The sequence below is a fragment of the Sphingobacterium sp. UBA7253 genome, assembly GCF_002472745.1.
Lineage (GTDB): Bacteria > Bacteroidota > Bacteroidia > Sphingobacteriales > Sphingobacteriaceae > Sphingobacterium > Sphingobacterium siyangense.
This window is the reverse complement of sequence record NZ_DKSP01000215.1, coordinates 1-23,711: the sequence shown is the minus strand read 5'-3', so window position 1 is coordinate 23,711 and position 23,711 is coordinate 1. Positions and strand designations below refer to the sequence as shown.

The window sequence follows — 23,711 nt, the reverse complement described above, 5'->3', positions numbered from 1 at the left end:
TTGATGATTTTACTATATTTACTATACATGTAAAGTTTTTACATAATCTCAAATTCTTCAGCTTAAAATGGTAATGGATTATCCTCCTGATCATTCTCCGTAAAATCGACCTCCACTTCCTTATCTTCGACTTTTTGCGCCTGCGTGTTTGCTGTATTACCAGCACTTACACCCGCATTCGGCTCAAAATCCGATTTACGACCTAAAAGCGTAAAGGTTTCAGCGACAACCTCAGTAGCATATCGTCTAATACCTTCCTTATCCTCATAAGTACGAGTCCGCAGTCGACCTTCAATATAAACTAACTTCCCCTTTGTTAGATATTTTACAGCGACGTCAGCCAGACCTCGCCACATAACAATATTGTGCCATTCGGTTTGTTCTACTCTTTTTCCGTCTTTGTTATACGTTTCTGATGTTGCCAATGGAAAACTGGCAACAGAGACATTGCCTTCTAAATAGCGAATTTCGGGATCTTTTCCAAGATGTCCCACTAAAATGACTTTGTTAACTCCTGACATAATTTAAAAGCATAAATGGTTAAAAATTTGATCTTTCCAAAAAGATAAAGATCAACTTGTGTTTAGCTAATTTATCTAAATCTTTTAGAAATACATAATCCCAATTGGATTTTTTTTGAATTAGATCGCCTTTTAACCGCACCTCAAAAAATGTCGCATAAATATTTTGATGACTCAAGATATGTTTTGTCTGCTGTTGTAAAACATGTAGTTCAGCATCGGAACCGAAACAGGAAATAAACCACTCATCGCTAAGAACATCCGGAATTGACAAGCTGTAATTAGACTCCAAAAGTGGAAACTCATATAGATTCTGCCAAACGTCACCTTCACCACGTTTAGACATCAGTATCTGATCGTTATCCTTCGAGATAAAATAATTAAAGTATCGATCTTTGCTTGCCTTGGCTTTAAGCTTTACAGGCAATTGATCTACCTGGCCTTTAGATAACGCATAACAGGAAGGACGAAACATACAGAATTCACATAAAGGCAGCTTGGGCTTACAATGGGTGGCACCAAAATCCATAATAGCCTGATTATACAATGCCGGGTGTTTATGATCAAGATTTTCTTTGGCTATAGCTGTAAAAATCTTCTTTCCTTCCGTAGAATTGATAGGTGTTTCTATGCCATAGTATCGCGCCAGTACACGAAACACATTTCCATCCAATACCGCCTGGGCTTCATCGTTCGCAAAAGAGGATATCGCCGCAGCAGTATACTCTCCTATTCCAGGAAGCGTTATTAATGTTTGATAATCTACCGGAAAAACACCCTGATACTGATCGCGAACTATTCGCGCGGCCTTATGCATATTCCGTCCTCTAGAATAGTAACCCAGACCTTGCCAAAGATGAAGAATATCATCTTCTTCTGCATTCGCAAATTCCACAACATTCTTAAATCGCTCGACAAAACGTACATAATAGGGCAAGCCTTGTTCGACACGAGTCTGTTGCAGAATAATTTCAGAAAGCCATATTTTGTAGGCATCTTTTGTTTCTCGCCATGGTAGATCTCGCTTATGCTGTCGATACCATGCTTGCAATTCCTCGCCAAATTTCATAGCGACAAAAATGCGCAATTTTTCGCTAATACCAGCATTCCATCATTCGAGGATAGGTCTACGAATGTAGGTAATCTGTTCATCAGGTTCTAAAATCGTATTTTCCAATGTGATAAAGCCTTTGTATTTTTCTTTTAGCGCCTGATAGAGACGTCCATCATAAGAAACAGCAAATCGCCCATCTGCCTTGAGATAAACCGGCAAGTGTCGATTGCCCACGTCGAAGCAGAACTCGCCCACAACAGATAGATTCTGACTATCCAACAATACACAAAGACAAGGTAAAATGTTGACCTGGATGAATAAATCACCACGATGATAAATACACTGTCCTGAACGCAGTGCGCTGCCATCATCACGCTGTATACGCACCAGATTACCCTTTCTTGTTTTCCGCTGGATAACGCGCTTATTTACTTCATAATAGGAAAGATCCAAAATATCTGAATCGCGGCCCAGCTTCAATTTGTCAAAATCAGGGATAACATCAATCCATATCTCGTCATGCTGGCTCCCCTTATGCATAGTTAGTTCCTTCCACCACTACAGCATCCACCAACTCCCGCTTACTTTTTCGACGAGGTTTTCTGTGTTCAATGACGGTGATTTCCCCCGTCTTCGATTTCTCATCTTCCGTTATCGCTTCGACGGCTGTATCTTCCTTCCTTTCAGAAAACTTATGTTGTGTAAAATCCCAACACAATTGCCCCAACATATGTAAAAAGTCGTAAAGCAACTCTCCATCAGTCCCCAAAGCACGTAGGATAACCACATCTTTTGAAGCCTGCGTAAAGCCATAAGAGATATCATTGTATTCAACAGTTAAGATTTCATCCAATTCATATTTTAATTCTTGCGCAAAAAGAGCCGAGAACACAAAAGTTGCCTGATGGGTATATCCCTCAAAAAATAACATCTTCTGTATCGGTTGACTTTTGGGACGCAAAAGCTGATTGTCAATAAAGGACAGTTTACCTTGTCTAAAAATCTTGGTTTGCGTATGGAGACTATCAAACTCAAATGCTTCTTTCATGTGAATTCTTCCAACACTAATAATGTCACCCCACATCAAAACTGCATCTTCAGCCAAGTGAATATGATTGCTTGCCTTAAAAATAGAATCCTTAAACGGCGTTACTGGGTGTGGAATGTAATGAAACAAGCCACCGGCCCCAACATGCACGTCCGTATGTTGTCTTGCGCCAGTTTTCATAGGATGAAGCTTATTGAAGGACTGTGTAAAAAGTTTCAATTGTGCATCTTTTTTCACATGAACATCAATGTGCAAATAATCCGTATCCATAATACCAGGCGATGCACTCATGATGATCATTTCCAAATGATTGGTCAATCCTGCCGCGCCATAATGCGTTAGTTTATAAGGTGCATTATGATAACTCTCCTTCAATCTACTTCTGCCGTCCTCTTTGGCAACATTTAATACGATTTTGCTATCCATATACGATAAATTTTAACCTACGGGCTCCAACAAAGCATACTTTTTGATCCATGATTTCACATCTTCCAAACCTTCTAAAGTCATTAAGTTTGTAAAAATAAATGGTCTTTCACCGCGCATGCGGATTGTATCCTGGCGCATAACTTCCAAGTCGGCATTTACATAAGGGGCAAGGTCTATTTTATTGATCAACAACAAATCCGAGCGCGTAATACCTGGCCCACCTTTACGTGGCATTTTCTCGCCTTCAGCAACATCGAGAACAAATATGGTCAAATCGGCTAGATCCGGACTAAAAGTCGCCGTCAGGTTATCACCTCCACTTTCAACAAAAATCAGTTCCACATCCTCAAAACGATTCGCTAATTCTTCTACAGCTTCAATATTCATCGAAGCATCTTCACGGATTGCCGTATGCGGACAGCCCCCTGTTTCAACACCAATAATACGTTCAGCGGGCAGAGCCGAATTCTGTTGTAGATACATAGCGTCCTCACGCGTATAAATATCATTTGTTACAACACAGATACTATAATCTGCCGACATCGAACGTGTCAACCGTTCAATAAGTGCCGTCTTGCCAGAGCCCACAGGACCAGCAACACCAATTTTCACGTAATTTCTCTTAGACATCTTTTATTTCAGTTATTTTTACGAAATGTAAATTCTCGTGTATAATTTTTCATGTTGCATGCATCGAATATCCTGAGCGATACAACAATTTCCGATCAGATCATCATCCAGTTCGGGCTGTAATCCGACCAATTTATTAATCAAGGGCTGTAGTTTAAACAAAATCTGCTGTGCATCCATTTGGCTAATTGGAACCAGTTTGGCACAATTCGTCATAATACCATTCAAAGAATTATAATAAAAAGCACTCAGTGCGTCTGAATAACTAATTTCCTGCGCATGGGCAAACATGGCAAATGCCATTGCATAGTGACCATGCTGTTCTTGCGCATTTATCGCCTTTAGATAAGCCGAACAACGCTTGACCGGTTTTAATTTTTCTGTCAATTTTAAAAACCGTATTCCCAATTTCTTACTGGCATCCCGAATCTCATAAGGAGCTTTGAAAGCGGTTATCAATGCATCCAGTTCAGCGATCTTTTTCCTGGTTGCTCTTGATTCACATAATTGCCAAGCTTTATGAAAAAAAGCGGCATCGTTGTAATAGAAACTATGCTCCAATAAAGTCTGTGCATATTCTTTTGCAGTTTTAGCATCATGTACAATCTCTTTATTGATATAAGTTTCCAAACCATAGGAATGTGTGAAGCCTCCAATCGGGAATACAGAGTCGTTAATCTGCATTAATGTCAACAATGGATTCATATGTAATCGTTATTAATTAAGTATTAGAGCCCCTTGGCCAAGGTAATTTTGTGCTGGACTACGGCATACTGATGTATGCGTAACGTATGTGTTCTTTCTATCACCCGTAACTCTTTCGTCGGTGTAAAACCCGCCCTTTCTAAGGTTTCCCAAAGGGGATTTTCATAGGCTGCAATAATTTCATGTGCAGCGTTGATGAAAACAGGGATATGTTTGTTGCCAATTTCGAGACATATCCGAGCCATATCCAAGAGGTTTTTAGGACGTACAACAAGGCAAGGACAGGGCAATATTCGAACAGCAATGCGCAGTTCCGTTGTTTCGAACAAAATATCACCGTCAAACAAGGATTCCGTTCCTAAATTTTTAAAGCCTATTTCTCGACCTTCAACAGTGAACCCTCGGATAATACGTCTTTCCGTATCAAACCATTCGAGTTCCAAAAAATCAAGTTCAACACTGTTCTGATCTGTGCTATCGGCCCAAATATTCCCCTTAATGTCTCTTGCTAACAACATAAATAACCAATTAGAATAAGAAGTACCGTTGAGCCATTGGAAGTTCCTTCAATGGTTCACAGGTCGCCAACACACCATCGACTGTTACTTCATAGGTTTCTGGATTAACGACGATATTTGGTGTTGCATGATTATGGACCATATCTTTTTTCATCACCGTACGACATCCCTCCACAGGCAGACATTTACGCGACAAATTCAATTTTTGAATATTTCCGTTCTCCAAAGAAATTTTCGAAACGAAATTGAAGCATAGTTTTGAAACTGCTTTACCATAATTTCCAAACATTGGCCGATAAATGATTGGCTGTGGTGTCGGAATTGACGCATTGGCATCCCCCATTTTAGCGCCCAAAATCATACCGCCTTTGATGATCAACTCAGGTTTTACACCAAACAATTCTGGTTTCCAAAGGATCAAATCTGCATACTTCCCTTTTTCAATCGAACCAATATATTGGTCAATACCATGTGCTTTAGCAGGGTTGATTGTAAATTTAGACACATAACGTTTGACACGGAAGTTATCATTTTCTTTCCCTTGATCTTCAGCTAAAGGGCCGCGTTGGATTTTCATCTTATGGGCGGTTTGGAATGTACGGGAAATGACCTCTCCCACACGTCCCATCGCTTGGCTATCCGAACTCATAATTGAAAATACGCCCATGTCTTGCAAAATATCCTCGGCAGCGATTGTCTGTGGACGGATACGTGAATCAGCAAATGCCACATCTTCTTTCACATTTTTATCCAAGTGATGGCAGACCATCAGCATGTCCAAGTGTTCTTCAGCAGTATTTACCGTAAAAGGTTTTGTTGGATTGGTAGATGCAGGGAGGATATTGGGATACATGGCGATCTTAATAATATCCGGAGCGTGTCCACCGCCGGCTCCCTCCGTGTGGAAAGTATGGATTACACGACCATCAATCGCAGCAACAGTATCTTCCAAGAAACCGGCCTCATTCAGTGTGTCGGTATGGATCGCAACTTGTACATCGTATTTATCAGCAACTTTCAATGCCGCATCAATTGTTGCCGGAGTCGCTCCCCAATCTTCATGGATTTTAACGCCCAGTGCACCAGCTTCAATTTGTTCTTCAATAGGTTTAGTGGTCGACACGTTACCTTTTCCGAAAAAACCAACATTGATAGGAAGGTTTTCAAACGCTTCAAACATACGCTCGATATACCACTTTCCTGAAGTCACTGTCGTTGCCAGTGTTCCATCTGCTGGTCCCGCACCGCCACCAATAAAAGTAGTTACACCAGAATATAGCGCTGTTTCAATCTGTTGCGGCGAGATAAAGTGAATGTGCGTATCAATACCGCCTGCAGTTAGGATATAGCCCGCTCCCCCATGCACTTCCGTAGAAGCACCGATGATCATCCCCTCGGTTACACCATCCTGTACATCTGGGTTTCCAGCTTTACCAATACCTACAATTTTACCATCCTTAATACCGATATCGCCTTTTACAATACCCCAGTGGTCAATGATAATGACATTAGTGATACAAAAATCCAACACCCCCTCATCACGCAAGGCACGAGCCGATTGCCCCATACCATCGCGAATAGTTTTACCGCCACCAAATTTGTTCTCTTCTCCATAAACATTGAAATCTTTTTCAATTTCAATAAAAAGCTCTGTATCTGCCAGACGAACCTTATCTCCAGTGGTCGGTCCAAAAAGAGCCGCATATTTGTCTCTCGGTATATAAAGTTCCCCATCAACATATTTTACAGATGATTTATCTAAACCTAGTTTATCTAAACCAAGCGCATGTAGACCAACAGTAGTACCCAAAGTAGTGAGCCCTACAACTTTAATCCATTCGCGTCTATTCCATCCTCCCATATTTATTTAGATTGTCTGAATTTCAATTTTTTCATTTTATCAATGGCTTTGGTCTTCACCGATTGATCTGTATACTTCCCATTTGTCAATCCATTAAAACCATGGATTTCCTTACTTCCGCCAAATTCAACCAAAACAACCGATTTTTGTTCCCCTGGTTCAAAACGAACAGCGGTGCTGGCTGGAATATTCAAGCGCATCCCAAACGCTTTCTCCCTGTCGAAGGAAAGCAACTTGTTCGCTTCAAAGAAATGATAATGTGAACCTACCTGAATCGGTCGATCACCTTCATTTTTCACAACAATGCTTGTGGTTCTGTGCCCAACATTAGCTTTGATTTCCTCTTTTTTTAAAATGTATTCTCCTGGAATCATATCATTCAATATTTATTAACGAATAGGATCATGGACAGTCACCAATTTAGTTCCGTCCGGAAAAGTAACTTCGATCTGTACATCATGGATCATTTCAGGGACTCCTTCCATGACTTGGCTCCTTTTCAATAAGGTAGTACCATAAGACATTAAGTCCGCCACAGACCTTCCGTCCCTAGCCTCCTCCATAATCTGGGCACTGATGTAAGCGATACACTCAGGATAATTTAATTTTACCCCGCGTTTCAATCGCTTAGCCGCCAATTCGCCGGCCAAATGCAACAACAGCTTTTCTGTTTCTCTCGGTGTTAAACGCATAAAAAAATAATTATTTGTTAATTTGTTAAAGGAATTATTATAAAACTGGAATGGTAAAATATGCCCCAAAGGCTAAGCAGTTGTACTGACTCTTGGCTATATCCATATAGCCCTTATAGTTTACGGTGTTACCAACGTAACCTAAATAAAATCGAAGATCCTGGTTATGAAACGGCTTATGTTGCAAAGCCGCAAAATAAGTCCAGTTTTGGCGAAAATTCTTACCGAGTTGGTTATCATCTCTCGATCCCGCGACCTCATACCCACCTTTCAAAGCCACTTCCCATTTTTTACTCAAAAATTGATCATAGCGCAATATAGCAGAGCTGTAGTTCACATCTTTGGCCAATACACGGTTCTCGCCAGTTCTACCATAAAATTCGTTGATCGCCGAAGATGCAATCATCGCATGATCGACAGCAAGATAAGAGTACTGTAAATCAAGATATAGCATCTGTTTTGCTGTTTTGAATTTATTCGCTAATGAAACGGCATGATTAGTATGTCCCTTTGCAAACTGAGAGATGTTGTAAGACCATTTCGTATTAAAACGCTTATCCATAAATGCCCCCACCCAAGTGAAATAGGCTCCCATTGGTACACTAGAGCGTTCCAAATCACCTACAGCAAAATCATTTTTTGCATGAAGCTCCATAAAACTATCATTGGTCGTGTTGTAAACTTGGGCATGTAACGAATGATTCGGATTGACTTCATAGGATAACATTCCACCGACAACAAAGAGATTCAATATACGGTCGACATAGTCTGTGAACTTATATTCGTAAATTGGGTTATTTTCAAATTCATAACTCCCGACCATCGCACTTTGCTTACCGGCCGTAACGGACCATTTGAGATCCTTGCCAAACTTGTACTTGATCAATGCCATGTCCAATGCACGCGAGCCATTATCCTGACTCGTTGGAGCAAATGACCTATTCAAACGAAAACGCACTTTATACGACAGTCTATCATTGTATTCGCCGCTCATCAAAATACGGGCATCATCAAGGTTTGCTTTTGCTTGAGACTCCCCCTCCCCATTGTCCGTTTGCAGACCTGCTCTTAACAGGACATCCAATTGAAATGATTTTGCTCGCGCGGGTTCTTTCAGTAACAAGCTGCTTCTTTGCGCCTGAACAGAGTCCGTTTGGATCTGCTCTTGCGCATGCAATGATGCTATACTAATCCCCAGTGTTGTAAAAAGTGAAAGTGTTTTTTTCATCCTTATATTTTGTTCCTTTATGGTAACGAAGCAATCCCGCGGTTTCAAAACATAATCCGATTCGAAACAACAAGATAGATCCATGAGTTATACTTATCTCTGGTACAAGTATATCACAGCCACCTAAAAATGGAATAAGGATGAGATTAAAATGAAATTAGAAAGGAGTTTTTGGGATTGTAACAACGACCAGAGTGCCTTGACCTTCCGTTGAATTGAGGAACAATTCAGCACCATGAAGGTCAAAGATATTTTTGGCTAAAACAAGCCCCAAACCATTGCCATAGATATCACCGACATTAGAAGCGCGGTAAAAAGAGGTAAAAATATGTGGCTGGTCTTTTTTAGGAATACCTATCCCTTGGTCAAACACTTTTATCGTAATATTTTTGCTATCGCTACTTATGGCTACGCCAACCTGCGTTCCATTGCCGTACTTAAATGCATTTGAAATAATATTGCTAAAGGCAATAAAAAACAGATCCGGGTTAGCCAAAACCGTAAGCTCATCACTATCTTCTGGAATTTCTGTTAGATCAAAAGAAAGCTTGAGGTCCTTATGAATACTTTTTTCGGCTTTATAAATTTCATAGAGTAATTCGTCAATTCGAATAATTTCTTTATTGTCCACTTCCCCCTTGAAGCCCATGCGGGATAGTTGCAAAAGATTATTGATAATCAACTCCATTTTATCCGCATATTTTGCGATCGTCTCCAGTGAATAATAAGCTTCATGCTCTTTCGACAGGAGCTGTTGTGCCAATTCGGCTTCTCCTCCGATAATTGTAAGTGGGGTCTTTAGCGAATGAGAGGCATTTCCGATAAAACTCTGTTGCGACTGAACCGAGATATCCAATCGGCTAAGCATTGAATTTAAGTTCGCAATCAAAACACCCAATTCATCTTTGCTATTGCTAAATTTACTAAACAGACGATGGTCTAAATGTGCGATATCAACTTTGTCTAAATCATTGTTGATATCCTTAATGGGTTTCAATAATCGGTCAGCAAAATAAAAAGACATCAGTACAATTAAAAAAATCGCCAAAATCCCACCGGTGATCAGGGTACGATCCAATTGACGCTGTTCATCATGGCCGTAATCATCAATCCCTTCCGATACAACAATCAAATTTTCGTGGTGAAGATGATCCTGAAAAAAAACGGCTACAAATGCAGTATCGCCATGCATATATCTTCCTTTCCCGTCACGAATCACCTCTGTATAAAATGTTTTCGGCATAGGAAGTTCGGGCCGCAATTGAACACGATCACTTCCCTTAACAACACGAATGAGATGGTCTGTTCCTTCAGATAATTGTTTCAGGTATTTACGTTTTACCTGAATATAGAGTGCCCTATTTTCATCCTTCTGATGGACGATATGATCTCCAACAATAACGGCATTCTCTTCAAGCCGATGAAAAAATTTGGTCTGTAGACTGTCGTACGTGAAATAAGACACATAAATGGCAAAAACAACAAGCAGCAGGGTGCTGATGATAGAAAATAGGAGAACTATTTTGGTCCTAATTTTCATGACGGATTACATAGCCCATACCGATCACCGTATGGATAAGTTTACGTGAAAATTGTTTATCGATCTTTTTCCTCAGGTAATTCACATACACGTCGACAACATTGGTGCTTAAGTCGACATCCATACCCCATACTTCTTCCAGAATATCGATCCGGCTCAATACCTTATTTCGGTTGAGCATTAAAAATTCAAGTAAACGAAATTCAGTAGCTGTGAGAATAATAGGAGAATTGGCACGTTGAACCGATTTACTGTCTCTATCCAATTGAAGATCGTCAAATACCAATATATTTTTCTGCTCGGTAACTGTTTTGGATTTACGGCTGTAGCGACTGATTCGAGCTTTTAATTCCTCTAAACGAAACGGCTTCGTCAAGTAATCATCCGCATCCCTATCAAAGGCCTCGACAATGTCCTCCGTTTGATTTAATGCTGTTAAGATAATAATTGGGACTTCGTTGTTAGACATCCGAATGTTTTTGCACACATCTAAGCCATTCATACCCGGCAACATCACATCCAATAGGATCAAGTCATAACGGTTCAATCCCGCCATTTTTAGACCAGTATAACCATCCATAGCAATACTAATATGATAGCCTTCTTCTTTTAAGCCTCTTTCGATCAATGATATGACGGATGGTTCATCCTCTATTAGTAATAGTTCCACAGGTATCTTTTTTAAACAGTAAAAAATTCGAGGTTTGTAAAATACAAAATTAACATTTCACCTTTTTCCAAAAAGCTACATTCCTTAATTATTTTTGCTTTTTCTTGACGATTATATGATAATAACCTATAAAACAAGTAAAAAACACATACACTCCCGCAAGACCGCTATCTTAACCGCCGTCCTTACAACCATTTATTTCACTTGGCATAAAAATAGTCCACAACGCAAGATCTATACTCAAAAAATAAGACGCTAGCACCTGACCCCTAAGTACAGACCAAAAATCGGTTTTAAACAACCAAATACAATAATATCTATTTTTGAAAGAATTTCCACAAACAACGAAAGATTATTTCAAAAATCAATCGAATTTCAATATTTTTGCAGCTTAAAATCACACAATGAAACAATTTATCCTTTGTTTACAGCTGGCGTTTTTTCTCCTTATCGGACAAGGACACGCTCAGCAAAAGCTATATAAAATTTCATATCAATTTGCTGATCCTGAAACGGGAACCGATACCGCATCTTCAGAATTCATCAAAATATTGGCTGGAAATAATGAAGCATTAATGCAGGCCTTCATCACCAAAGACCAGATGCGAATTGAAAGTTTATTATTCGGAAAATCGATACAGATCAGCAATATCCACGAAGGCAGCTCTTTTCTACTGGATGAAATAAATAAAACCTATACTGCAACAGAGCTGGCCACCGGCAAACTCATTGAGACTGCCGTAAACGAGGGTGATAATTATGCCTATTCGGGAGATTTTGAGATCAGCTTAGTTCCCAATCAAAAGAAGATAATTGCAGGAATAACCTGCGAAAAAGCAACATTCAATCTAACAGGTAGCCAAGATCCACAAACGGAAATTACCGTTTGGTATGCACCAAAATTGCCAAAGTTATACTGGGGCACTTACGATTATCTCGAAAAAGTGCCCGGGGCAGCGCTCTATATCGGATCGGCCGGGCTCGGAATTCAAGCGACCAAGGTGGAAGAAATAACATTCGACAAATCACTCTTTGAAATTCCAGCGGATTATGAAGAAGGTGAACCTATTGAGGAAGCTATAGATTCCACGCTAAACGATCAGCTATCTTGGTATCAAGATTCCAATACAGCATATTTTGGTGTACAGGACAGCTTAGGAAACAAATTAACACCAGCAAAGTATACGGCAATATATAGCTATGTAGGAGACTATGCCATCGTAAATGATGCAGCACAAATGTTTGGCTTAATAGACATACACGGCAAAGAAGTTATTCCATGTCAATATGAATCGCTCAGTTTAGAAACCGAAGGCGGTCCAGTAGTTTATATGAGAGATCTTAAGTATGGGCTGTTGGATACAAACGGTAAAATATTGCTGCAGGCCAAATATGACTTTATTTCAGTTCCTAGCCCAGAATATGCACTTTTTACGGAAGGAGAACATACGGGTATCATGGATCAAAAAGGCGCTGTTTTACTTCCTGCCAAATATGAAACCATTTCGGATTATCGCGATAATCTCGCGTTAATTCTAGTCAACCAATCTTACCAGCTTATTAATAAAACGGGGCATAATCAACTTAAAACGGATTATGAGTTTCTATCTTTTGCGGGTGAAAGACTTCTACTGGCATTTAATGACAATAAATATGGGTACATTGATTACACAGGAAAAGTCGTTGTTCCATTTAAATTACAAAATGCCCAAGCTTTTGAAAACGGGCTGGCGCTTGTAACGGAGGATCTAGAGAATTTTTATTATATTGACGCAAAAGGGAAGTTTATCAAGAAATATGAAGAGTAATCCACAGACATTCCACTTGTCGACATTGCATCGTGGAAAATACATGTTAATCTTGCTAATTTCAATCTTTTTGATCGGAATGGGAATGTCTAAAGTTCCCATACAGGAAATTCTCAAGATTATTATTGCTCTTTTAATGATTCCTTTAGCACTGTATCTGGCCATAAAGTCTTCGACTTTGTCATCGACTTGGGTCTTGGATGAAAATACACTTCAGATAAGCAACGCTAAAAAGACAATCGTTTTCCCTTTGAATAATATTTCTCATATCAGGAATCTCAAACGTTCCGGCGGCAACCTGATCATTATCAACCAAAACAAAGGGCCAGCCTTCCGTACCTGGCGCAACAAATTATTTCAAAAGGAAGATGATCTTCCCCTGCTAACGGAAGCCCTAAAGGACGCCGACATTGAATATTACGACCTATAAATTCTTTCTTCCTTCGGTAACATTTGTTACAGGCTTTTGCAAAGGCAGTATGTACCTTTGTAACATCACTTAAGAACAATGTTATGCTATTGGAATACATCAAACAACCATGGCCCTGGTATATTTCAGGACCTTTAATTGCACTGGTCATGTACCTGCTGCTCAAACAGGGAAAGGATTTTGGCATGTCCAATAATCTGCGCACCATGTGTACTGTATTAGGGGCCGGAAAAACTTCCTCTTTTTTCAGATTCGATTGGAAGACCCAGTCATGGAATTTATTGGTAGTACTCGGGACAGCTATTGGCGGTTTTATTGCACATAATTTTCTGAGCGATGGCACTGCAAGCCATATTAATTCCAAAAGTGTTGCCGACTTAAAAGAGCTAGGTATTATCGACCATTTACAAGGCTACCTTCCTGAATCCATTTTCATTTTCGACGGATCTTTGTTTCAGTTTCTACTTTTAAGTATTGGCGGTGTATTGATTGGGTTTGGAACCCGCTATGCTGGTGGATGTTCATCCGGCCATGCTATTTCTGGACTTAGCAATTTTCAGCTTCCTTCTTTGATCGCCGTTATAGGTTTCTTCCTAGGTGGGATCATCATGGTTCATTTTTTATTCCCGCTAATTTTCGCATAAATGAAAGCACTAAAATTTATTTCCATCGGTATATTGTTTGGAATCATCTTATACAAATCAGAGGCCGCATCATGGTATAGAATCTACGAAATGTTTCAATTTCGTTCCTTTCATATGTATGGGATTATCGGTACAGCACTGACCACAGCAATTATAATCGTACAAATCATCAAGAGAAAGCAAATCAAAGATAGTAACGGGATGCAAATAGCATTCCATGATAAAGACAAAAGTATTACACGATACCTGCTCGGGGGAACAATCTTTGGCTTAGGCTGGGCATTGACAGGCGCTTGTCCGGGACCAATGTTTGCCCTAATCGGTGCTGGTTATTGGACTATAGGAATCCTCTTGCTTTTTGCTTTGTTGGGTACTTGGCTTTATGGAGTCTTGCGCAATAAGTTGCCGCACTAGTTTTAACAAACTACTTTAGACCAAATTACCTCATATACGCGCAATCTGAGGCCTGTACCACTAGTTAAAATTTTAGAAAGAGAAAATGGAATTAATATTTATAGCTGGTTTTATATTAGCTGTTCTGGTCGGCCTGTCAATGGGTTTGATGGGGAGCGGCGGAAGTATTCTAACATTGCCAATATTTGTTTATATTTTTCATATAGAACCTCAATATGCATTGGACTATTCGTTGTTTTCTATAGGAATATTAGCCTTGGTCGGATCAATTTCTCCGTTGAAAAAAAGAGAAATTGACCTGAAAACTACGGCCGTTTTTCTCTTTCCATCGCTAATTTCGGTCTATTTGACCAAGCGTTATCTCCTTGTAGCCATACCAGAGTCATTCCACCTTGGCGAGATAGCGATCTCTAGAAACCATATCATTATGCTCCTTTTCTCGATTGTGATTTTGATTTCTGCGACAGCAATGGTACGAAGACGTAAACAGGTTCGGCACGATCGATTCAGGGGTGGAATTGGCCAGATTTTCAACGTTGTCCTCGTCGGATTGCTCGTCGGTATCATGACAGGCCTGGTGGGTGCAGGAGGAGGCTTTATCATTGTGCCGGCCCTCGTATTACTCTTAGGAATTCCACTTAAGCAGGCCATTGCAACTTCGTTGTTTATCATCGGTTTAAACGCCTCATTCGGTTTGATCGCGAATTATCAGTTCCTGGAACATATGAATTGGTTTATATTGGTTACCTTTACGTTAATCACTTTAATAGGCCTCCAGATTGGTTCCAAATGGAAAGACAAATTAGATGCGGCAAAATTGAAAGGTATTTTTGGGTACTTTTTAATTAGTATCGGCATCCTAATCTTTGCTTTCGAATTCATTCAATTTGTAAATTATTAAAATCACACGTTATGTTTTTTCAACACATTTTTGAGTCATCTTTAGCACATTCGAGTTATATCATTGGTTGTCAAGCCAAGGGTGTAGCGCTAGTCATTGACCCTAAAAGAGATGTAGACAGCTATCTTGAGATTGCACAAAAGAATAATCTGACCATAACCCATATTGCGGAAACGCATATACATGCCGACTACCTTTCAGGTACGCTAGAGTTAGCCGCATTGACAGGCGCCCAACCTTATCTTTCCGATGAAGGTGGAGAAGATTGGGAATATGAATTTCCACATATTGGATTAAAACATGGAGATCAATTTCAAGTTGGAAATCTGATTTTCCAAGTTATCCATACCCCTGGACATACGCCCGAGAGTATCAGTTTTATATTGATTGATACGCCTGCAACCATGGAGCCAGTCATGATATTTACAGGTGATTTTGTATTTGTTGGGGATATCGGACGCCCAGATCTGTTAGAGAATGCAGCGGGAATGATCGGAACCAAGGAAATTGGAGCCCACCAAATGTACCGATCGTTGCAACATTTCTTGGCTCTACCTGATCATATTCAAGTATGGCCCGCACATGGGGCCGGATCCGCGTGTGGAAAGGCCCTAGGCGCCGTTCCGAGTTCAACAGTTGGTTATGAAAAAATACGAAACTGGGCGCTTCAATACCAAAACAACGAAACAGCCTTCGTGGAAGAGCTATTATCAGGACAGCCCGAACCGCCACGCTATTTTGCCATGATGAAAAAACTCAACAAAATAGCACGGCCTTTGCAAACGGCAGTTCCTCAGTACAAGAAGTTAACGAACGAAACTTTTCTGCGTTTATACCACAAAGGAACAACTATCATTGATACACGCCATAAGTTTGAGTTTGCCAAAGGATATCTCCCCAATAGCATCAATATTCAGCATAACAAAACGTTTAATACCTGGGCTGGTTGGATCCTTAATTACACGGATCCTTTTATACTCATTGTAGAGGAAAGCCAATTGGACGACATTACCCGCAAGCTTATGCGCATTGGATTGGATCATGTCGCTGGATATATTACGCCTGATACGATTCCTCATTTGGGGATTCCATTGGAACATCAGCAACTCATCGGTTTCGAAGAGATGAATAGTGTATTGGGCAAATCCGACATCCAAATACTTGATGTGCGTAATGCCGCTGAGTTTTCAGAGGGCCATTTACCGCATGCGACTCATATCTTTGTTGGTACAATTGCAGACAATCTTAACCAAATTGATCGAAGTAAACAGCTGTACCTGCATTGTCAGTCTGGAGACCGCGCAACCATAGCGGCATCCATATTGGCGAAAAATGGTATTAAGGACGTCAAAATTTATAGTCCTTCCATCAATGAATGGAAATTAAAGGGTGGAACATTGGTACAATAATATGTAAAAAAGATCCCAGGGGAAATATTCCTGGGATCTCTTTGTAAAGAACCAAGCTATACGATCGAATTTGAGCTGCCATTGCATATAATAAAGAGCAATTCAACTCGTCAGTATATTTCGTTTATAGACTATTTCTATTGATCCGCAAGAATTCGATGATCTCATCCTTCTTCTCTTCCATCTTGCCTTTCTTTTCCGTAAATTGGTGATTATAGATGGTCAGATACTGATGGTCGTCCGTTTCAGATTCATATAATTCGGCCGTGGCAAAAGAGAAATGCTCTTCTTCATCTGAAAGATGATCATACACATAGGCAAAATCATGATTCCCCAAGGAGCTTACGACGGCATCTTTATCCGCCACGAATTTCAACCTTCCGGGCAATGTCCGCTTATTCATCCATACTTCGTCTTTTTCAGAAAAAGGATAAATAGTAATACCGCGGAAAGCCATAATAAGCGGCGTAATCAGAATAATACCCATCTCAATCGCCCAAACGGCCCACAACATACCACCCGAAACCGGGCTCTTTTTCAAGGTAAAGGTACCGACTTCGTTTAAACCTTGCATCGCTTCCCAAATAAATGAAGGGTGTAAGAAAAAGGCTTTGAACCCTTCCAGATTGAAAGATGATTTTACCCAGGTATCTCCGCCCATGGTTCCCTCCGCATTGTACATCAGCGAAACGAAAAGAGCCCATTGCGCATAAAAGGCTAAAAGCGCGACTAGCAAAGTAATCAATAGTGCAATGCCCTTATTTCTTAATTTCCATTTTTTGAAACAGAAATTCAGCACATAGAATATCCCAGCACCAAATCCCAATGTAATAAATACATTAAAATAAATAATAGGGATAAACCACTGCAAAGCGATGTAAACAATTGCCAATACAACGGCACTAATTGTGCCTAGCACAAGAGATCCGATAAATACCAAAGCAGGAGCCTTTCCCGAGGGCTTATAATATAGATTTTCCATAAAAACAGTAAAATTGATTTTTAACTTAACAGTTAAATTCCCTAACCAAAACCAAGCCAATTCCCAAAGAACAGTCAACTTTCGTCAAGATTTGATGACATTAACTTCGTTACATTCGTTTAAGTGCCATTTATTGAGACAATTTTGTAAGTTTGGGGCATGAAAATCAAAATAATATCCTTTTTTACACTTGCATGTGTATTGAATATTTGGGGGGCAGTAGCGAAGGCCCAAAGAAAAGGATTCTGGCAACAGAAAGTTGACTACCATATGGATGTCAACGTGGATGAAAAAGCATATCAGTACGATGGAAAAATGACCTTGAAGTACAGCAATAATTCAGGGCAATCACTTAAAAAAGTATATTTCCATCTATATTTCAATGCTTTTCAACCAGGATCGATGATGGATTACCGCTTAAAAAACATCAGTGATCCAGACAAGCGCATGGTGACCAACCTTGGCACAAAAGAAAAGCCGGTATATCAAAGCCGCATCGGAGAGCTTAAGACCAATCAAATTGGTTATCAAAAAATCAAAAGTTTAACAATGAATGGGGCTAACGCATCATTTAAAATTGACGGAACTATTTTGGAGGTCGCTTTACCAGTTGCAATCCAAGATGGGGAAACAGCGCGTTTTGATATGGAATGGACCGCACAAGTTCCGGAACAAATCAGAAGAACTGGCCGAAATTCGGCCGAAGGTGTAGCACTATCTATGGCGCAATGGTATCCGAAGATGGCTCAATTCGATGAATTCGGCTGGCATTTGGATGAATACACGGGCCGTGAATTTATTGCCCCTTTTGGCAACTTTGACGTTACCATACACCTCAATAAAAATTATGTCGTTGGTGCCTCAGGTGTTCTTCAAAATCCATCAGATGTCAAAGGTTATCAACAGAAAGCGAAAGTAAAAGCCGTCGACAATAAAGCAACCTGGCACTATAAGGCCCAAAATATCCACGATTTTGTATGGGCTGCAGACCCCAAGTTTGTCGTTGATTCCGCCTCAAGTAAAAATGGCATAAGAGTGTATACTGTGTTCTTGCCAACAGACAAAGAAGTGATCTCGAATTGGAAAACAGCAATAGGCCTATCTACCGAATTCTTTGACTTCTGTAGTGCGAAGTTTGGTAAATATCCATGGCCAACTTATACCATCATTCAAGGTGGAGATGGCGGAATGGAATATGGTACAGCTACCCTTATCACAGGTGGCCGCAATCTAAAAAGCCTTGTCGGTGTAATATTCCATGAATCGGCACACTCTTGGTACCAACAATTGTTTGGAATCAACGAAACCGTCGATGAATGGTTTGATGAAGGCTTCACATCCTATGTCGAGGAGTTGGCTATGCAGCATATCTTTGAAAAAAGAGGTGCCATAGCATCTAACCCGCAAATTGCAGCCTACCGTGGATATTATAAATTGGCCCTTTCAGGTAAAGAAGAACCGATGAGTTTACTGGCAGATTATTATAACACCAACTATGGCTACAGCAACGAAGCGTACAACAAAGGTGCCGTGCTTGCAGAACAGTTGGGTTATATTATTGGTCAGGAAAATTTAGAAAAAACCTTCTTGAAATTCTATGACATCTGGAAGTTTAAACATCCGACACCAAATGATTTCAAACGCGTTGCTGAAGATGTTTCCGGTATCAACTTAAAATGGTATTTCAATCTGTTTATCAATACAACACGTCAAATCGATTACGCCATTGAAAAAGTAACAGATACAGAAATCCTATTGGCCAATAAGTCCAATTTTGCCATGCCACTGGATGTTCTGGTAGAATACACCGATGGAAGCAAAGAATTATTTTATATCCCTTTGCGTGAAATGCGTGGAGAAAAACCGGAAGAGCATTTTGACATTTACAAAGGTGTTAAAAGAACCGTGCTTGAGGATTGGTTCTGGACCAAACCCGACTATACTATCCATGTATCGAAAACACCAAAAACGGTAACAATTGATCCTTCATTGCGATTAGCGGATGTAGAATCGGCAAACAACAGTTTTAGTAAGTAACTAAATATACTTCCCATTATCCGAACAGATGGGAAAATCAAGACAGCTTCCAAACCCAATATATATGACGCGGTTTGGAAGCCGTTTTTTAATTCCGTGGCTTATATACTCTTAAGAGGAATAACCATATTCCATGTACGTTCAAATTGATAGGGCTCTGAACCATCCCCGGTTGCCGCAAACAAATGAGTAGGCTTCCCATTTTCAAATAGTAAAAACGGTCGTTCAAAATTGGCCTGATGACTCGTCGTGCCATCATCCCATTGAATTGTTTTAGAATAAGCTTTTACAGACTTCGAAAGATGCCAATCTATGCCATCTTTGGAATAAGCATGTATCCCGCCACCCTCTTCACCGCAGATCTTTCCGTAACGGTCCTTCATAATAAGTTCAAACTGCTGACCGTTATACCAGACAAATGGATCTTCTACATCGTTTTCATGGTTTTGGTCTGTATGAAATGAAAAAATAGGCTTGTCCGATAAACGGCGATAAGGTCCGAGGAAAGAATCCGCTTGCGCGGCTCCCAATAAAAGTGGTGGATTATAATTTACTGGGGAAGATTTATAAACTAAATAAACCTTTCCGTTCGGTAAGACAACTGGCGAAGGATTTGATGTAATGGAGGCATCCCATTCCCCTTTACGGGGATTCAGAATCGGTTGATCAACTCTCTTCCATGGCCCTGCAATTGACTTGGAATAGGCCATCCCAATACGTTTATGCATCCAGGCTTTCTGGCCTAAGCCCGACTCCCATACATTTTCTGTAAAAGAGGGATTTGGTTCGTCATAGTTATTGCCAAAGTAATAAAGCACATAATAGTCACCATTTTTTACAATTCGAGGATTGTGTGTCGTACAGCCATCAAAATATTGCTTCCCCCGAGCAGGCAGTACAACTTCAACAAATTCGTATGGCCCTTCAGCGGTATCTGAAATAGCCCTGACGACTTCGGAATTTGTCACCCAATTACCAAAGCCATATTGTTTGCTCCAACGCGAAGCAAACATATGATATCGTCCATCTTCTCCTTTTATGACCGATGGATCCCAAATCCAATAATCTTTCATCGCAAATCCTCCTCCTTTTGGCGCCGGTAATAACTTATCTATAAAGGAGTCTTCAAGACTGTCCCCCAAAGCATATCCATGGTTTGAAAATAGGAAGAAGCCAGAAACACCGGCTACATTTTTTAGAAAGTCTCGACGAGAGGTTTTCATACGTTTTACATTTATTAGAAGAAAATAATTCGTTCTTTAATCTATTTGATAGGCTCCCATGAAATAATTTAAACGCGGCTGGTACCGATAGCTTTTTTATTTCTAGAAGGAAACCTTTGAATTCACTCCTCCTTCATCTGACATTAGGTGCTATATTGGTGCTTTCTACTAACAAATATTGACGACAAGATAAAGAATAACTAGCTTGCTGTCAACCATCTTTTAGATGATTCTTCCATCCTATTGCACTTTCTTTTTAAATCACTTCGTGTGCAGACAGAAGAGTCCGACGAATATTTCTGGATACATCGTCGAGAAAGAAGAAATAATACGAATAAGAAGCGAAGTTGGTCAGGTCTTGGTATATTTGTCCCCATGATTTATGTCCATATCCCCTTTTGTAAACAGGCTTGTCATTACTGTGACTTCCATTTTAGCACTTCACTACAATACAAAAGTGAGATGATCAATGCCATACGACGGGAAATCGAGCTCAGAGCAGCCTATTTGGAAGACAAAAAGGTCGAATCGATCTATTTTGGTGGTGGCACGCCATCCTTATTGGAAGCTGAAGAGATCGCACGGATCATCGATACGATAGCAATGCATTTTGACATCGTAAATCAGGCTGAAATTACGCTGGAAGCAAACCCCGACGATCTAAATGCGGCCAAAGTAAACAGTCTGCGGAATACAGCAATCAATCGATTCAGCATAGGCATACAGTCTTTCTTTGAAGAGGATCTTAAATGGATGAACAGAGCACATAATCAGCAGGAAGCACTGGCTTCTATCATGCGGGTGCAAGATGCGGGCTTTGAAAATATTACCTGTGATCTTATTTATGGCTACCCACTGTTGACTGATGAGAAATGGCGCCACAATATGCAACAGCTGATTGACTTTGAAATTCCCCATATTTCTTCGTATTCCATGACCGTAGAAAATAAGACAGCATTGGATCACTTTATTAAAAAAGGCTTAAGTCCAGCTATAGATTCAGATCAGGCAGCGGATCAGATGAGTCTTCTTATCCATACATTGAAAGCCGCGGGATATGAACAATATGAAATTTCCAATTTTGCAAAAAATGGCCTTTATGCACGTCACAACACAAATTATTGGAAAGGTAAACATTATCTTGGTATAGGCCCTTCAGCGCATTCGTTCAATGGAACTTCCAGATCCTGGAATGTTTCCAACAACGCGAAATATATGACCTCAATCAATTCAAACCAACTTCCCCTGGAAATTGAGGAGCTTTCTACGCTGGACCAGATCAACGAAAGTATCATGACTTCGCTGAGAACCATGTGGGGACTGGATTTGATTGCGCTGGAAAGCAAATTCGGGCAATCTGTCAAAAACCGAGTCCTAAAGGATGCTGAACCATTTCTAGGAGAGAAAAATCTCGTTTTGGAAGAAAACAAATTACGCTTGACAGATCCGGGTAAATTAATGGCTGATCATATCATGTCCGAATTATTCATAATAGAGGATTAACAAATAAATCGCTAATATTTTATTAAAATAATAATATTACAAGTATTTACATTTAAAAAATTACGAAAATAAAAATATAAATCTATTTTTTAGGCGGTTTGTACTATGTTTGCAACATAATCTATTATAAAATTATGATGTCACACAAGCCATCTTTTGATTTAGAGATCAAAAGTTACAGAGAGCAACAAAACGCTGCCGTAAGCTTAATTCAAATTGTCAGTAACCTGTGGTATAACCACGCTATTGAACTTGTATTTTTTAGAAATCAACTCATTGATGTAAAATCGAGTTCAATTCTCAACCTGATCAAGGAAAGCGTCCTCCTTACCGACGAGCCATTCAATATTTTTGACACCCTCCACGTGGCACAGGTATTGGAAAAACTAACCCTATCACCTGCGCGTATCGATATCGGAAAACTTACCTTACAGGTCAAGAAACAGACTATTGAAAACAACGATCTACCTAGTTTTATTACAAATGAATTAAAAGATATCAATCAACAAGCGGAATTAAAACCACGCGATGTTGTGCTTTATGGATTTGGCCGTATCGGCCGTTTACTCGCCCGAGAGCTTATGCATAAAGCCGGTGCTGGACAGCAGCTTCGCCTTCGTGCCATTGTAACACGGGACGCCAATGATAGCAAGTCCATATTGAAAAGAGCGACACTATTAAAAACAGATTCCATACATGGTGCGTTCGAAGGCGACGTACAGGTCGACATTCCAAATCAGGCTCTTATTATCAATGGCATCACTGTCCACCTTATCTCTGCCAAACAGCCAGAGGATATTGATTATACTTATTATGGAATACAGCATGCTTTAGTCGTCGACAATACGGGTGCTTTTCGAGATGAGCAAGAACTGAGTCGCCACCTGAAATCCAGAGGTGCCGCCCAAGTTTTATTGACAGCACCCGGAAAAGGTGTTCCAAATATCGTATATGCTGTCAACGAAAATGATATTGACGTGGAACAGCATGCGATATTTTCCGCCGCTTCCTGTACGACCAACGCAATCTCTCCTATTTTGGCGGTCCTTGAAAATAGAATAGGTATTGAAAAAGGGCATATCGAAACCATACATTCCTATACCAACGATCAGAACCTTGTCGACAATATGCACAAGAAGTCCAGAAGAGGGCGTGCCGCAGCGCTCAATATGGTGATCACAGAAACTGGAGCGGGGACTGCCGTTTCAAAAGTATTGCCTTCATTGAAGGGCAAACTGACCTCCAATGCAATTCGCGTTCCCGTGCCAAATGGATCATTGGCAATTTTAAATCTCGAAATTAAATCTAAAACTACCGTCGAAGAAATCAATGCACTTTTAAAAGAGGCATCACTACAGGGTGACCTTGTCGAACAGATTAAATTTTCTAAAGACAGTGAACTCGTTACTTCCGATATCATCGGCTCCACTGCTGCTGCGATCATAGATGCTCCAGCGACGATAG

Annotated in this window: 24 protein-coding genes; 9 read left to right on the top strand and 15 right to left on the bottom strand. The window is 40.2% G+C overall.

What is annotated here, in order from left to right:
• Positions 1-62: 62 nt before the first annotated feature.
• From B2X72_RS21695 to B2X72_RS21635, 13 genes are all read right to left on the bottom strand, one after another.
• Positions 63-521, bottom strand: coding sequence for a single-stranded DNA-binding protein (locus B2X72_RS21695; RefSeq protein WP_046674796.1), 459 nt, complete (start codon positions 519-521; stop codon positions 63-65).
• 19 nt (positions 522-540) lie between these two features.
• Entirely contained in the window at positions 541-1,590 is a 1,050-nt protein-coding gene (gene mutY, locus B2X72_RS21690; protein ID WP_286851469.1) for an A/G-specific adenine glycosylase, read from the bottom strand.
• 42 nt (positions 1,591-1,632) lie between these two features.
• Entirely contained in the window at positions 1,633-2,115 is a 483-nt protein-coding gene (locus tag B2X72_RS21685) for an urease accessory protein UreE (protein ID WP_120333064.1), read from the bottom strand.
• Entirely contained in the window at positions 2,108-3,049 is a 942-nt protein-coding gene (locus tag B2X72_RS21680) for an urease accessory protein UreD (RefSeq protein WP_145327227.1), read from the bottom strand. The genes B2X72_RS21685 and B2X72_RS21680 overlap by 8 nt, the downstream gene beginning before the upstream one ends.
• A gap of 12 nt (positions 3,050-3,061) precedes the next feature.
• Complete coding sequence (gene ureG / locus B2X72_RS21675; RefSeq protein ID WP_088160017.1) at positions 3,062-3,682, bottom strand: urease accessory protein UreG; 621 nt, start codon at positions 3,680-3,682, stop codon at positions 3,062-3,064.
• An 18-nt stretch (positions 3,683-3,700) separates the two neighbouring features.
• Positions 3,701-4,387, bottom strand: a complete 687-nt coding sequence (locus B2X72_RS21670) for an urease accessory protein UreF (protein ID WP_145327228.1) — start codon at positions 4,385-4,387, stop codon at positions 3,701-3,703.
• Between the two features lie 23 nt (positions 4,388-4,410).
• Positions 4,411-4,905, bottom strand: a complete 495-nt coding sequence (locus B2X72_RS21665; protein WP_145327231.1) for an urease accessory protein UreE — start codon at positions 4,903-4,905, stop codon at positions 4,411-4,413.
• Between the two features lie 10 nt (positions 4,906-4,915).
• Positions 4,916-6,766, bottom strand: a complete 1,851-nt coding sequence (ureC, locus tag B2X72_RS21660; RefSeq protein WP_075990805.1) for an urease subunit alpha — start codon at positions 6,764-6,766, stop codon at positions 4,916-4,918.
• A gap of 2 nt (positions 6,767-6,768) precedes the next feature.
• The gene (ureB, locus tag B2X72_RS21655; RefSeq protein ID WP_075990804.1) at positions 6,769-7,140 is read right to left on the bottom strand and encodes an urease subunit beta; all 372 of its coding nucleotides are present in this window, start codon (positions 7,138-7,140) and stop codon (positions 6,769-6,771) included.
• A 15-nt stretch (positions 7,141-7,155) separates the two neighbouring features.
• On the bottom strand, positions 7,156-7,458 hold the full coding sequence (gene ureA / locus B2X72_RS21650; RefSeq protein ID WP_046674789.1) for an urease subunit gamma: 303 nt from the start codon (positions 7,456-7,458) through the stop codon (positions 7,156-7,158).
• A 37-nt stretch (positions 7,459-7,495) separates the two neighbouring features.
• Entirely contained in the window at positions 7,496-8,686 is a 1,191-nt protein-coding gene (locus B2X72_RS21645; protein WP_286851468.1) for a porin, read from the bottom strand.
• Positions 8,687-8,843: 157 nt separating this feature from the next.
• Entirely contained in the window at positions 8,844-10,226 is a 1,383-nt protein-coding gene (locus B2X72_RS21640; RefSeq protein WP_286732286.1) for a sensor histidine kinase, read from the bottom strand.
• Positions 10,216-10,896, bottom strand: a complete 681-nt coding sequence (locus B2X72_RS21635; protein ID WP_075990802.1) for a response regulator transcription factor — start codon at positions 10,894-10,896, stop codon at positions 10,216-10,218. Before B2X72_RS21635 ends, B2X72_RS21640 begins: the two co-directional genes overlap by 11 nt.
• A 404-nt stretch (positions 10,897-11,300) precedes the next feature.
• On the opposite strand from B2X72_RS21635, the gene B2X72_RS21630 reads away from it, so the two are divergent.
• From B2X72_RS21630 to B2X72_RS21605, 6 genes are all read left to right on the top strand, one after another.
• Positions 11,301-12,704 carry a WG repeat-containing protein gene (locus B2X72_RS21630; RefSeq protein ID WP_286851466.1) on the top strand — a complete coding sequence of 468 codons (1,404 nt, stop codon included), beginning with the start codon at positions 11,301-11,303 and terminating at the stop codon, positions 12,702-12,704.
• The gene (locus B2X72_RS21625) at positions 12,694-13,134 is read left to right on the top strand and encodes a hypothetical protein (RefSeq protein WP_083663466.1); all 441 of its coding nucleotides are present in this window, start codon (positions 12,694-12,696) and stop codon (positions 13,132-13,134) included. The genes B2X72_RS21630 and B2X72_RS21625 overlap by 11 nt, the downstream gene beginning before the upstream one ends.
• Before the next feature lie 83 nt (positions 13,135-13,217).
• Positions 13,218-13,778: a YeeE/YedE family protein gene (locus B2X72_RS21620; protein WP_286732282.1), complete on the top strand. Its 561-nt coding sequence runs from the start codon at positions 13,218-13,220 to the stop codon at positions 13,776-13,778.
• Complete coding sequence (locus tag B2X72_RS21615; protein ID WP_286732281.1) at positions 13,779-14,192, top strand: DUF6691 family protein; 414 nt, start codon at positions 13,779-13,781, stop codon at positions 14,190-14,192.
• A gap of 85 nt (positions 14,193-14,277) precedes the next feature.
• Positions 14,278-15,093, top strand: a complete 816-nt coding sequence (locus B2X72_RS21610; RefSeq protein WP_286851464.1) for a sulfite exporter TauE/SafE family protein — start codon at positions 14,278-14,280, stop codon at positions 15,091-15,093.
• 11 nt (positions 15,094-15,104) lie between these two features.
• Positions 15,105-16,502: an MBL fold metallo-hydrolase gene (locus B2X72_RS21605; protein ID WP_286851463.1), complete on the top strand. Its 1,398-nt coding sequence runs from the start codon at positions 15,105-15,107 to the stop codon at positions 16,500-16,502.
• Between the two features lie 124 nt (positions 16,503-16,626).
• Here the strand turns inward: B2X72_RS21605 and B2X72_RS21600 are convergent, their stop codons facing one another.
• Positions 16,627-17,484: a hypothetical protein gene (locus B2X72_RS21600; RefSeq protein ID WP_286851462.1), complete on the bottom strand. Its 858-nt coding sequence runs from the start codon at positions 17,482-17,484 to the stop codon at positions 16,627-16,629.
• A 159-nt stretch (positions 17,485-17,643) separates the two neighbouring features.
• Between B2X72_RS21600 and B2X72_RS21595 the strand changes: the two genes are divergently transcribed.
• Positions 17,644-19,521, top strand: a complete 1,878-nt coding sequence (locus B2X72_RS21595) for a M1 family metallopeptidase (protein ID WP_286851461.1) — start codon at positions 17,644-17,646, stop codon at positions 19,519-19,521.
• 101 nt (positions 19,522-19,622) lie between these two features.
• Here the strand turns inward: B2X72_RS21595 and B2X72_RS21590 are convergent, their stop codons facing one another.
• Positions 19,623-20,744, bottom strand: a complete 1,122-nt coding sequence (locus B2X72_RS21590; protein WP_208734111.1) for a glycoside hydrolase family protein — start codon at positions 20,742-20,744, stop codon at positions 19,623-19,625.
• Between the two features lie 270 nt (positions 20,745-21,014).
• Between B2X72_RS21590 and hemW the strand changes: the two genes are divergently transcribed.
• Both hemW and B2X72_RS21580 read left to right on the top strand, forming a co-directional pair.
• On the top strand, positions 21,015-22,247 hold the full coding sequence (hemW, locus tag B2X72_RS21585; RefSeq protein ID WP_244294329.1) for a radical SAM family heme chaperone HemW: 1,233 nt from the start codon (positions 21,015-21,017) through the stop codon (positions 22,245-22,247).
• A 134-nt stretch (positions 22,248-22,381) separates the two neighbouring features.
• On the top strand, positions 22,382-23,711 hold a 1,330-nt coding region (locus tag B2X72_RS21580), incomplete at its 3' end, for a glyceraldehyde-3-phosphate dehydrogenase (protein WP_286851459.1).